This window comes from Corynebacterium provencense (assembly GCA_900049755.1).
In the GTDB taxonomy this organism is placed as follows: Bacteria; Actinomycetota; Actinomycetes; order Mycobacteriales; family Mycobacteriaceae; genus Corynebacterium; species Corynebacterium neomassiliense.
On record LT160593.1, the window covers coordinates 263,212 to 275,582 of the forward strand.

10 protein-coding genes are annotated in these 12,371 nt (G+C 63.1%); 8 read left to right on the forward strand and 2 right to left on the reverse strand.

Going from position 1 to position 12,371, the window contains the following annotated elements; all coding sequences use genetic code 11:
* Positions 1-130 precede the first annotated feature (130 nt).
* A complete protein-coding gene (locus BN3906_RS07655; protein WP_261796914.1) occupies positions 131-427 on the reverse strand; it encodes a helix-turn-helix domain-containing protein in 297 nt (98 codons plus the stop codon).
* A gap of 156 nt (positions 428-583) precedes the next feature.
* On the opposite strand from BN3906_RS07655, the gene BN3906_RS07660 reads away from it, so the two are divergent.
* From BN3906_RS07660 to BN3906_RS07680, 5 genes are all read left to right on the forward strand, one after another.
* On the forward strand, positions 584-1,573 hold the full coding sequence (locus tag BN3906_RS07660; protein ID WP_066586754.1) for a hypothetical protein: 990 nt from the start codon (positions 584-586) through the stop codon (positions 1,571-1,573).
* Positions 1,574-1,606: 33 nt separating this feature from the next.
* Entirely contained in the window at positions 1,607-2,530 is a 924-nt protein-coding gene (locus tag BN3906_RS07665) for a chymotrypsin family serine protease (protein ID WP_147592874.1), read from the forward strand.
* Positions 2,527-3,903 carry a hypothetical protein gene (locus BN3906_RS14480; protein ID WP_147592876.1) on the forward strand — a complete coding sequence of 459 codons (1,377 nt, stop codon included), beginning with the start codon at positions 2,527-2,529 and terminating at the stop codon, positions 3,901-3,903. The genes BN3906_RS07665 and BN3906_RS14480 overlap by 4 nt, the downstream gene beginning before the upstream one ends.
* Before the next feature lie 225 nt (positions 3,904-4,128).
* On the forward strand, positions 4,129-4,803 hold the full coding sequence (locus BN3906_RS07675) for a cutinase family protein (RefSeq protein WP_066586761.1): 675 nt from the start codon (positions 4,129-4,131) through the stop codon (positions 4,801-4,803).
* Between the two features lie 123 nt (positions 4,804-4,926).
* Complete coding sequence (locus BN3906_RS07680) at positions 4,927-6,396, forward strand: hypothetical protein (protein WP_147592878.1); 1,470 nt, start codon at positions 4,927-4,929, stop codon at positions 6,394-6,396.
* 524 nt (positions 6,397-6,920) lie between these two features.
* Here the strand turns inward: BN3906_RS07680 and BN3906_RS07685 are convergent.
* Positions 6,921-8,348, reverse strand: a complete 1,428-nt coding sequence (locus BN3906_RS07685; RefSeq protein ID WP_066586766.1) for an FAD-dependent oxidoreductase — start codon at positions 8,346-8,348, stop codon at positions 6,921-6,923.
* Positions 8,349-8,618: 270 nt separating this feature from the next.
* On the opposite strand from BN3906_RS07685, the gene BN3906_RS14700 reads away from it, so the two are divergent.
* The 3 genes from BN3906_RS14700 to BN3906_RS07700 all read left to right on the forward strand — a co-directional run.
* Positions 8,619-8,783: a hypothetical protein gene (locus BN3906_RS14700; RefSeq protein ID WP_154669495.1), complete on the forward strand. Its 165-nt coding sequence runs from the start codon at positions 8,619-8,621 to the stop codon at positions 8,781-8,783.
* 33 nt (positions 8,784-8,816) lie between these two features.
* Positions 8,817-10,505: a nitrite/sulfite reductase gene (locus BN3906_RS07690; protein WP_066586769.1), complete on the forward strand. Its 1,689-nt coding sequence runs from the start codon at positions 8,817-8,819 to the stop codon at positions 10,503-10,505.
* 213 nt (positions 10,506-10,718) lie between these two features.
* On the forward strand, positions 10,719-12,371 hold a 1,653-nt coding region (locus tag BN3906_RS07700), incomplete at its 3' end, for an ABC transporter transmembrane domain-containing protein (RefSeq protein WP_078057278.1).

Below are 12,371 nucleotides of genomic sequence, written 5' to 3' on the forward strand. Positions count from 1 at the left end.
ACTTAGGCTACCATACGTGTCAAGTGTGCGGCTTGAATAATGGCCCTGAACAGGTAAGTTCCGACGTGTCACCCTCGGCACGGACGGAAGGAAACATATGTCGGCATATGTGAAGGCATATCTGGAACGGTCAGGACAGACGGTTGCGACTGTCGGCTGCGTCCCGCTCCTCGGCAAGTCTCAGCAGTTCGCTGGGGCGGACCCCGAGGGCGTCCGCGAACCTGCCGAGGATGTCCACCGTCAGGCTGGTCTGACCCTGCTCGATGCGGATGACGCCGCGCTTGCTGATCCCCACCGCCGCCGCCAGCTGGGTCTGTGTCAGTCCCCTGGCGTGCCGGAGGTCGCAGATCGTGTTCCCCAGGCTCATCCGACGCCGCTCCTGCACTGCGAGCTGGGCCTCGCTGAGATGGGCGGATGACTGGGGCATGACGCCCATTGTGCCTTACGGCACCTGACAGCTCCGCCGGCCGGTGCCGTCGGATACCGCCCGGAGCTGTTGATTACCACAGAAAGTGACAGTACTGTCACTACGGTCCCGTGTGCAACCACCACTGCCACCGCAAGAGAAACAGGAGAAAACCACATGTCCCGGTACACCCTCTACCGATCACTCGGTCTAGACCGGAGCAGAGACCCGCAGCAGTTGGCGGCCCAGCTCGACCAGTGGCTGAAAATGCCGGACCAGGACGCCCTGCGCCTGGAGGAACTGCGGGTGGCCCGGGCCATCCTCGGCGACCCGTGGAAGAGGACCGAGTACGACCGGCGGATCGACGACCCCGCCGCCGCCCCCATGTCGCTGGCGGAACTGACGGAGCTGGCCGCGTGGCAGCAGTACCCGGCGACCCCGGTCTGGTCGCAGGCTGCTGAGCCGGCGGTGGCTCCGACCGCCGGACAGAGGCAGGCGTATTCCGCGGCACAGGTCGTCTCCGCCGCCCCGGCTACCGCGGGGCGGGGAGCAGCAGCAGCCCTCGGCGTACTGTTCCTGTTCCTGGTGCTCAGTCTGTTCCTGAACTGGAAGAAGTTCACAAGCAGCTTCAGCTATGAAGGCGTGGACTTCGACTATGACATCGACCAGAAGGGGTACGGACGACTACTTGCCGACCTCGCCGCCGACGGACAGTCGCTTGACAGTACTTCCGAGATCCTCCCCTTCTACCTCTCAGGGATACTGCTCTCTCTGGTGCTGGTCCTTGTGGGATCAGGGCTTCTCGCGATGGGGAAGGCGCCCCGTTCCGCCACCGTGCTGGCTGGTGTCGGCGGCCTGGTCGCAGCACTTCTCGCTGTCCTGAACATGGCTGCGAACAACATGGACGACGCCATGGATTATTCAGAAGGTGCTGAGGACGTTGTTGAAGCGATGCTCCGGGACGGCGAATTGTCCACCGGGCTCGGCTGCTTCATCGCCCTTGCCACCGGAATCCTGATCATAGTGGCAGCCGGATCTGCCTTCGTTCTGGTCCGTCGACAGCAACTCGCTCAGTCGGGATATGAGTGCCCGGGAAACTCGGGTTTCGGTGACCACCCGGACGCTGCTCCGATCTCGTCCCATCTCGCCTCCGGCAACCGGATCTGAATGGCCGGGGAACTCACCAGAAAGATGACCAAAATGAAGACATCACGCGCAGCGGCGGGTATCTCCGCTCTCGCAGTCTCCCTCGTCCTCGCATCCTGCAGTGACGGTTCGACCGCCAAGGTCGTCGACAACTACACGCCACCGGCGACGTTCACGGACGCCGCTGACACGCAGGACCTTGGCAAACTGGACACCTCATCGCCGGAGAAGGTGGAACAGGATCCGGAAACCATTGAGAAGAGGGAAATCCTCCGGGACAGCGAGAGTTATCAGTACCTGTCCACGCCGAACTACATCGAACCGGGTGCACGGTACTACGTCGATTCCGCAGAGGGGCTGGCCTCGTGCTCCTTCGGCTGGTTCGTCCAGGAGAAGGGCAACCGGGACGCAACCTACAACCTCACCGCCGGACACTGCGGTAACCCCGGAGACAAGGTCTACATGGATCCGAGTGGGACCGAGGATCCCCGACAGTTCATCGGGGTCGGTGAGTTCGTGTGGCAGGCATTCGACAGTGAGTCATCAGCGATGAACGGCGGCGATGACTATGCGCTCATCCAGTTCTACCCGGAACTCGTCGATGAGGACGTCATGACCGGTACCCCGAACTTCCAGATCTTCGGAAAACAGGGTGAACTGGAACTTGCAGGATGGGAGGATTCCACCTGGCTGGAGAAGAACAAACCCTACATGTGTCGCCTCGGTTGGCGCTCCGGCATCACCTGCGGTGAATATCAGAAGATGGTGGATGATACGAATGTCGCCTTCGACGGTATCACCGATCATGGTGATTCCGGCGGCGTGATCTGGGCATTCGATCCTGCGGACAGCTCCATGCACACAATTCAGGCCGTCGCCATCACCAGTTGGGTGAACTTCGCGGAGGATGCTGCGACCACCAACGGCAAGACCATCGACAAAGTGATGACAGGTATGGACCTGGGAGTCCTCGCATGACGAACTGGCAACAGCACACCCAGCAGACACCGCGGAACTGGCAGATGCCGCAGCAACCGTATCCGCAGCAACCTGCCCCCCTTCCCGGACCGGGTGCCCGGGACTACCTGGTCCGGCTCACCGGATTCGGTGAGTCCGTGCCCAGCCCCCGGGAGGCGGCGGCGCTTACCGCGGCCGGTGTGGTCGAGCCACGGGTCCAGGGCCTTCTCGTCTGGCGGCGCACCCTTCTCATCGTGATTACACCGCTACTGCTGCTGGCTTTCATTCTGTCTGCCTACCAGTGCGTGGTCTCGATGACGCAGGATATTTCGGAGTTCATGACGGGACTGGGGAAGTTGGTGGAATGTTTGACCCCTGTCACGTTCTTGGCCATTCCCGTAAGTGCGCTGATATCCATTGGCTGGTGGACTGAGGCGGGGCGATCCACCCGAATCCTATTCTGGAGTTGGTTGGTGGCCACCATCGTTCCTCTGCTCACAGCATTAGTGCCGCTCTCGTGGCGGATTGATTTTGAGAAAGTCGGAGCACAAGGATATGCGTTTGACTACGGTTACTCTCCTGATATGATTCAAAATGCGGAAGAAGTGCAAATCTATTCCGATTTTGCATCCGGAGTCATGGGTATTTCTAGTGTTGTTTCATACACGGTAGCGCTTCTTCCCGTTCTCGTCGGTCTGGTGGGAGGTGTAATCAGGGGAGCTCGCAGAACAAAGTCAGTTTTTCCCTCTTCCATCGTTCCTGGGTGGTTTATCATTATTGCCGGACCCTTCTATTCTGTTATTCTGCTGACGGTTTTTGCGATAATAGCTCCAATGTTGGGAAATGCTCTTCTGGCGGCGGGAGCTCTGATCCTGTCGGTCGCCCCACTTCTCAACCTACTTTTTATGAAAAACTTCACAAAGCCAATGTCGAGAACGGAAGCCGCTCCCATCTTTACTAGGTCATCTTCTCTGTCGATAGGGGCAAGTCTGGTCGGACTGGTGCTGCTCTGCATCTATCTTTTCACGGCAGATATTAGCGGAATGGATCTGATTGGGAGTACCTCTGACGCTGAGAGTGGAAATGCTTGGTTCTCGTACCTTAACGTTTCTCAAACTGGAGTCGGCACTATTGCACGGTACTTCTTCACTACTTTGATTATGTCTTTTCTTTTTGCTCGACTTGTCTACCGGGAAGCTCATGAATTTACCCACATGTCTACAGAAGTCCGTGAAGAACTTATCGAGGACATGCAAGGGCTCCGCCGTTTTGCTGGAGAATCTACGGTGACCCGCGCGGGGGCTGTGTCCGTTCCGCCATCCTCTGTCCCCGCCGTGTCGTGGACGAACCGGCAGTCAGGCACCAATGCGGGTCCGCCGCAGTATCCGCAGTAGCTCTTCACCTGTCTCGATCCAAACTGACCGTCCCCGTACGCCCGAAGGAATACTGCCGTGTCTGTTCCCTGCCCACCACACCCTCCACACCACTCTGCCCCGCAACGGCGGTCCCTGTGGCTTCTCGTTGTCGGGGCGCTGGCCCTGATCATTGTCCTGGTCGCGGCAGTTGCGGTCATTGCTGTCCGCTCCGGATCACCGTCAGCGACGGCGTCCTGTGCTGACGTGGAGTTCATCGGCGCAGCCGGTTCCGGTCAACGTGACAGTGACCCTTCCTCCGGGATTACCGAGATTGCCGACAGTGGTGTAGGCGGCATCGTTGAGGACACTTACCAGAATCTTGCAGTCGATCTTCCGGAGGGGACGGATATCAACCTCCGGACTGTGGAGTATCCGGCTACGGCTGTACCTGTCAAGCCGACGGTGGATAACTGGACAGCTTTCATGGATTCGGTCTCCACTGGCGCGTCGGAGGCCGAGCAGCTGATAAGGACGACGACGGAGGAGTGTGGTGATTCAAAGATCGTGGTTGCTGGATTCTCCCAGGGTGCAATGGCAGTGCACCGTGCGCTGCGGGCGATCGGTCCTGATGCTCGGATCACCGCAGTGGTTCTGATCGGGGACGGGGACAAGGTTCCCTACGACAACGTAGAGACTATCCCGGAGTATGGTACCGATGCGAGACAGGGGATTGCCCAGGTGGCACTCCACCACGGGATAGATTCCGGTGCAGTTGACGACGTTCTTCCAATGGAGTGGAAGTCGAGGATTATCTCCCCGTGTATGTCCGGAGATGTGGTCTGTGCGCCTAACTCTTTTGAGTTGTTAAGGCTTACTGCTCACGTGAGTTACGATGCCAACGACTGGCGAAGACAGCTCCTCTCTAAGGTAGGTTCATGATATATTATGCGCGGGTGACGAATTTGTATACACTTAAGGCCTGATCAAACTCACAGGGAGAGTATCATGGTTCATTACCTACGGCGTACTGCCAGCTTAGGTCACGCCACAGGCCTAGCTGCGTTGGCCACCGTCATGGCCCTGACCGTCACCGCATGCGGTTCCGGGGGCACCTCTGGAGCATCGTCGGACGGGTCTTCGCCAACTGCCGACGATGACAGCGGCAGTGGCGTCGGCGCGCAGAGGGCAGAGGCTCTGAAAAAGACCTACCGGGGCGTCCTCGGTGATCTGACCACCGCTGACTTCGATGAACCGGGGGGTCCCGGAATCGACTACACCGGAGACTTCGAATACACACTGGCTGACCTCAATGCCGACAGAGCACCGGAACTGCTGGTCAAGGCGGATGGTAGAGGATTCAGTCCGATCCGGGTGTACGGTGCCACGGAGGACGGCACGCTCATCACCCCCGCCAAGATTTTCCATGAGGGTGCATCATCTGCCGGCGGTTCCCGGTCCGCTGTGTATACGGCGTCCGACAGTAGCGGTGTGCTTCAAACTGACCTGACGGGTGGGACCGGTGAGGCAATGTCGACGCTCTGGGCCTTCGATGGGGCGGAGATGGCCGATTCCGGTCAGGTCTGGAACTACCGGTTAGACCAGACTCCTCAGGATCTGGCAGCTCTCCGGACCGAGATCTCCTGGATCTCCACCGACGATTCCTCGGCTATCGATTCCCTGGTCGTCGACGGGGCAGAGGAGGATGCGGCGTCCGGCGAAGGCCCGCGGCCGACGACAGCCCGCAGTGGAGCGCTGTCTGTGAATGCGACCGCACCGTTCTCCCAGATCGGTGGAAACTGTGGCACAGTCGACGGTGCGACGATCACGGCTGGCAGCGTCACCAGCTGCGGCTTCGCGATGAATGTCGCGAAGGAGGCGTTGGGTACGACGTGGGGACCGGACACCGCCTCGCCCGCCGGTGCCAATGGAGGTGCCGGTGCCACCACCGTCACTGCGTCCAGTCCGACGACGAGCACCACCTACACGATGAGTTGCGTGATCGGTTCCGGTGGCGGCACCGCGAACTGCTCCGGTGGGAACAACGCCCAGGTCCGTATCGAGAAGGCGGGTAATGGCAGCCTGCTGTACCTCGTCGACGAGAACTCGAGTCCCGGGGCATCTCCGGGGCATCAGCAACAGCCCACCCCGGGCAACACTGTCGACGGCCAGATGGTCCTCACCGGCACGGTCGTCGACATGACCCCCAGTGAGCTCATGGCCGTCACAGCAGAGACAAGCCGGGGTGTGGCCACCCCGAATGGGGAAGCGGACGTCAAAGGCTACCTGGTTCTGAAACTCGATAGTCCGCAGCAGATTACGGCGCTGAAGTCCGGCAGTCCCGGATCAGTATGGGAGAAGACGGTCAGTTACGTCAGCCTGGCCACCCCGCTCGGGTCGACAAGTTCCATCAGTTGGACCGGTTACGTCGGGCAACATGTCTCCGTGTCGACCACCACCGACGGGCTGTTGTTCCCGTCAGACACCGGACTGCCGTTAGGCATGGCGCGACTGACAGCGGGAGAGTTGCAGTAGAAACGTCCTTCCACCGCGTCACCTGATACCTCGCTGGGTGTCGCGGCAAGCTACTCCCTGACACCCGACCTGTTCCAATCTCGAACCGTGTCACTCAAAGTGGGACGGCGTCGTACCTGGTGGTTCCTCGGTGGGACTGGTCTTCGTTGTCGCCATCGGGCAGCCCGGGACGCCATTGCCTTGGGCATCGGCTCTGGCGCAGTGGACGAGAAGTCGCACGAGGAGTGGAGGCCGCTGATGATATCGGCGTGCCTGGACGGTGGTCCGGTCTGTGCCCCGGATCTCCGGACCTCAGCGTGTTAGGGAACCACGGTGACTTTGAGGCGGATGCCTGGGGACAGGAGCGTCTTGCCTGGGTGACAGTCTGATCGCCCGGCCGGTGTGTGAAGTCAGTCAAGATCAGTCGACTCACGTGCATCGACGGTGCAGATTCGACCCTACTTTTAACGCTTCACACGCTAGCGCCGAACTGCAGCAACGAAAACCCCGGGTCACAACGGTGACCTAGGGTGAGAGGATCTGTCCTACGCCTCGACCCGGGCTTCGCCGGAGGAGTAGCGGACCATTTCCTCGATCTCGCGGACCTTCTTGCGCTCGCGTCCCTCTGCCTCGCCCAGGGCACGCTCGTGGGCGTCGAGGTTGTGCCACCCTTCCCAGGTGGTGTAGTCGATACCCCGCGAGTGCAGCAGTTCGATCACGCCCTCCTCGGACGCGTCCTCAGGCTGGAATCCGATCCCCTGCGCGACATCCTCGAGCAGGTTGGCGACGGCCTGGTTGGCGTCACCCTTGGTGTTGCCGATCAGCCCCACCGGGCCGCGGCGAACCCAGCCGGTGGTGTAGACACCGGGGAGGGTTTCGCGCAGTTCGGCCTCGGGGTCGGCGGAGCCGGGCACGCCGGCGATGCCGTCCGCGGTCGGACCTTCGGTGAGGACACGTCCACCGACGTTGGGGATGACGTTCTGGCGGTCATCCCACGGAATGTCCGCCGGCCTGTGGGACTTGTAGCCCACGGCACGGTAGACGTCGCCGACCGGCCACTCGGTGAGCTTGCCGGTGCCGACGACCTTGCCGTCCCGGTAGGTGGTGCGTTCAGTGACGAGACCGGTGACCTTGCCGTCGGCGTCGGTCTTCACCTCCACCGGGGACTCGAAGAAGTGCAGGTAGAGCTTGTGGGGGGCATTCTTGGGGTCGGCGATGGCGTAGTTCTCGAGAATGGTGCAGACCTGGTCGGTGATCTTCGAGTTGTGACGGGCCTCCATGGACGCCTCGTCGTAGTCGATGTCCTCCGGGTCGACGACGACCTCGATGGTCTTCGAGTGGTTGAGCTCCTTGAGTTCCAGGGGGGTGAACTTCGCCTGGGCGGGACCACGGCGTCCGAAAACGTGGACTTCCCGGGCCCGGTTGTTTTTCAGGGACTCGTAGACATTGTCGGGAATCTCGGTGACCAGGAGTTCGTCCCCGGTCTTCGCCAGCACGCGGGCGATGTCGAGGCCGACATTTCCCACCCCGATCACGGCGACGGATTCGGCCGGCTGTGACCAGGATTCGGAGAAGTGCGGGTTGGCGTCGTAGAAGCCGACGAACTTTCCGGCACCGATGGTGTGTTCGCCGCCGGGGATGTTCAGTTCGCGGTCGTCGGTGGCGCCCGTGGCGTAGATCACGGCGTCATAGTGCTTCTTCAGGTCGTCCAGGGTGACGTCCTCGCCGACGTTGATATTGCCCAGCAGGCGGATCTGGGGCTTGTCCAGCACCTTGTGGAGGCTCTTGATGATGCCCTTGATGCGGGGATGGTCAGGGGCGACGCCGTACCGGATCAGTCCGAATGGGGCGGGCATGCGCTCGTAGAGGTCGATGGAGACCTCCTGGCCGGATTTCATCAGGGCGTCAGAGGCGTAGATGCCGGCCGGGCCGGATCCGATGACGGCGACGCGGAGCGGTCGGTTGTCAGACATGAATACGAGGGTCCAATCCGTTGATGACAGTGCTTCCACGTTAGCCTGGCCTGACTTCCCCGGGAAGGGCCGGGCACGCGGAAGTGGGCAGGGCAGGTGGGTCGGACCGCAGTCTAGACCGCTTGGTCTGTTCTATGCAAGGTGAATTGTGCCGGGTGGGGATGAGGGCGTCCTGCGTTGTGTATCTGAACCGAGCGGTCTACTCTGGGGCGTCGACGAATGCTAGACCGAGCAGTCTGGACAGAGAGCCGCTCAGAGAGAAGGGTACCTATGACCACGGCGACCGAGACGCCTTCCCGCGCCTCGTCCAGGGTGGATGCCACATCCAGGGTGGATGCCGCCCGTGAGCATGTCCGTGAAGCGACCGCAGCCAGGGATTCCGCGGCGGCGGCCGCCAGAGCAGCCGCGCAGGCGGCGAAACTTCTAGATGGGTAGGCCGGAGCCGCCCGGCCCGCCCCGCCCGCCGGGCTGCCTGCCCCCAGGACACTCACCGACGAGGAGAAGGAGGAACGCCGCGCCCCCAAACCACAGGGCCAGTGGCTCATCGACGGGCACCGTCCCCTCAACGACGACGAACGCATCAAACGGGAGGACGCCGGACTCGCCGTCGCCGACCGGGTGCGGAACATCTACGCCCTCCAGGGATTCGACTCCATCCCGGCAGAGGATCTCGCCCCCCGGTTCAAGTGGATCGGGATGTACACGCAGCGGCGTCAGGACATGGACGGTGAGCAGACCGGCACCCTGTCCAACGCGGAACTGCAGGACCGTTACTTCATGATGCGGATCAGGTTGGACGGCGGGCAGGTCACCCCGCGCCAGCTGCGGGTCATCGGGGAGATCTCCTCCAGGTTCGCCCGCGGTTCCGCCGACTTCACCGACCGCCAGAACATCCAGCTGCACTGGGTGAGGATCGAGGACGTCCCGGAGATCTGGGACAGACTCGCCCAGGTGAACCTGGACACCTTCTTCGGATGCGGCGACGTCCCGCGCGTCATCCTCGGCTCTCCGGTGGCAGGGATCTCCAAGGACGAGATCATCGACGCCACCCCCGCCATCAGGGAAATCAAGGAGAACTGGCTGACACGCGAAGAGTTCGCCAACCTCCCCCGCAAGTTCAAGTCGGCGATCTCCGGCAACCGTCGGCAGGACGTGACCCACGAGATCCAGGACATCTCCTTCATCGGCTCCGAGCACCCGGAGAAAGGCCCCGGCTTCGATGTCTGGGTCGGCGGCGGGCTCTCCACCAACCCGATGCTCTCGCGGCGACTCGGGGTGTGGGTGCCGATCGACCAGGTCCCCGAGGTGTGGGTCGGTGTGGTCCGGATCTTCCGTGACTACGGCTACCGTAAGCTGCGCAACCGTGCCCGTCTGAAGTTCCTCGTCGCCGACTGGGGCATCGAGAAGTTCCGCCGCATCCTCGAGGAGGACTACCTCGGGCACCCGCTCACCGACGGTCCGGCTCCGGAGATCTGGCCGGGCTACCGTGACCACGTGGGAGTCCACGAGCAGAGGAACGGAAGGTTCTACGTCGGTGTCAAGCCCACCGTGGGCCACACCGAAGGCGACCAGCTGCAACGGCTCGCGGACCTCGCCGAGGCCCACGGTGTCTCCCAGCTGCGGACCACCCCTGACAAGGAACTGCTCTTCCTCGACGTGGACGGGGAGGACGTCGACGACCTCGTCGCCGCCCTGGACAGGGAAGGACTGTCTGCCAGGCCGTCCAGCTTCCGGCGCGACATCATCTCCTGCACCGGTCTGGAGTTCTGCAAGCTCGCACTGGTCACGACCAAGGCCCGGGCCATCGAACTCACCGACCAGCTCGAGGAACGTCTCGGAGACCTGGACGTCCCCCTGAAGATCAGTCTCAACGGGTGCCCGAACTCCTGCGCCCGCACACAGGTCGCGGACATCGGTCTGAAGGGCCAGATCGTCACCGACGAGAACGGCAACCGGGTCGAGGGATTCCAGGTGCACCTCGGCGGCGCCCTGGGCATGCACCCCGACTTCGGCAAGAAGCTGCGCGGTCACAAGGTGACCTCCGCCGGTCTGGACGACTACATCGTCCGCGTGGTGGAGCACTACAAGGAGCAGCGCAACGACGGGGAGCAGTTCCGTGACTGGGTGCTGCGGGCGGATGAGGCGGTCCTGCAGTGACGGACGAGACGAACCTGACCATCGGCGGGAAATCCGCCCACCCCAACCCCCGGAGGGCCACCGTGATGAACTGCCCCTACTGCGCATCGGAGAACCTCTGGCCGGATCCGGAGACAGACAACGCATGGCAGTGCAGGGACTGCTGCAGGGTCTTTTCAGTCAAACTGCACGGGCAGTTACCCCGCGGCGTGTAGAGCGGTAGCCTCGGAGGTCATGGCGCAGCGCGACGGACAGGAACGACACCCCCGGCACGACCCCCGGCAGGACCGTCACGACGGGTCCGTCAGTTCGGGCAGGCTCAGCGTCCGGGTGTCCCGGCTGCCGGAGCCCACGGATCCGCACTGGCTGTTCAAGGTGGCGTTCTCGCAACGGCCCCGGCAGTTCCTCGCCTCGGGCGGGATGCTCCTCGGGTTCATCTGCAACGCGACCACCTCGGTGATCGTCGGACGGGCCATCGACGAGGCTGTCGCCACGGGCAGTGTCCGCCAGCTCCTTGTCTGGCTCGGCGCCCTCGTCGCCCTGTTCTGTCTCAACGGGGTGGCCGTCTGGTTCGGACGCCGTTACCTGGAGATGATCCTCCAGCAGCTCAGCCATGACCTGCGCACGGCGGTCACCGACCGCATCCAGGATCCGCGCGGGGTCGGTGTGCCGGCCGGAGGTGCCGGAGTGGAACGTACTGCCGGGGGGCTGTTGTCGGTGGCGAGCACCGACGCCAACAAGGCCGCCGAGATCGTGGTGATGACCGTCTTCCCCGTCGCGGAGCTCGGTTCGATACTCTATGTCGCCGCGGTTGTGCTCACCGTGGACTGGCGTCTCGGACTGGCGGTTCTTCTGGGTGCCCCCGCTGTGGTCCTGCTGTCGGTGCGTGCGGCCCGCCCGCTGCGTGCCCGGGCTGGTGCCCGTCAGACGGCTCTCGCACGCACGGCGGCGGTGGCCACCGACGCGGTGCGTGGTCTGCGGATCATCAAGGGTCTCGGCGTGGTCTCCACGATGCGGGACAGGTACCGGGGTCACTCGGACCGGGCCTACCGGGCGACGGTCGCGGCCAACGCGGCCGAAGCCCGTCTGACGGCGAGTACCCAGTCCATCGGCGCGGTCTACGTCGTCGCGGTCGGCGTCGCCGCCGGGTGGCTGGCCCTCCACGACGGTCTGACTGTCGGTCAGCTGATCACCGTCGTCGGCCTGTCCCAGTACGTGGTCCACCCGATGACCATGCTCGGGCGGAACTTCGCCACCCGGGTCGCGGTGTCCGCGGCGTCCGGTCGGAGGGTCGTCAGCGTGCTCACCGCACCGTACGTCACCGTGGGGGAGGCGTCGGAGTCCGCCACCTCGGCGGTGCTTGACGCGGTCCCCACGGGTCTCACGGTGGTCCGCGGAACGGGCCGGTCGACCAGGTTGGCCGATGCCCTGCAGCATCTGCCCCGCGACCGGGTCATCGTGGCCCCGCACACCGCGGACCTGTTCGACGGATCGCTGCGTGACAATGTTCACCCGGACCCGGAGGTGGCGGACGCCGCGCTCGTCCTCGCCGACTGTGCGGACATTCCCGGCGGACCCGACCGTCCGGTGGGTGAGGGGGGACACGGACTGTCGGGTGGTCAACGGCAGCGTGTAGCCCTGGCCAGGGCCCTGGCCGCCGACCCGGAGCTACTCGTGCTCACGGACCCGACCACCGCGGTGGACTCGGTGACCGAACAGCACATCGCCGAACGTGTCGCCGCCCGCTACAGCGGCACCGGGCGTCGTCTGCTGGTGCTCAGCGACGCGCCGGCGTGGCAGGTGGTCGCCACCACACGGTGGGACGCCTGTCTCTTTTTCACTTCTTGTTGTTTTTTAGAGACAGGCAGTGGATCTCGCCCCCCCGTT

Bases quoted from the DNA above. Each gene is read 5' to 3' on its own strand.
- BN3906_RS07655 (WP_261796914.1), bottom strand. From the start codon at position 427: ATGCCCCAGTCATCCGCCCATCTCAGCGAGGCCCAGCTCGCAGTGCAG.
- BN3906_RS07660 (WP_066586754.1), top strand. From the start codon at position 584: ATGTCCCGGTACACCCTCTACCGATCACTCGGTCTAGACCGGAGCAGA.
- BN3906_RS07665 (WP_147592874.1), top strand. From the start codon at position 1,607: ATGAAGACATCACGCGCAGCGGCGGGTATCTCCGCTCTCGCAGTCTCC.
- BN3906_RS14480 (WP_147592876.1), top strand. From the start codon at position 2,527: ATGACGAACTGGCAACAGCACACCCAGCAGACACCGCGGAACTGGCAG.
- BN3906_RS07685 (WP_066586766.1), bottom strand. From the start codon at position 8,348: ATGTCTGACAACCGACCGCTCCGCGTCGCCGTCATCGGATCCGGCCCG.
- BN3906_RS14700 (WP_154669495.1), top strand. From the start codon at position 8,619: ATGACCACGGCGACCGAGACGCCTTCCCGCGCCTCGTCCAGGGTGGAT.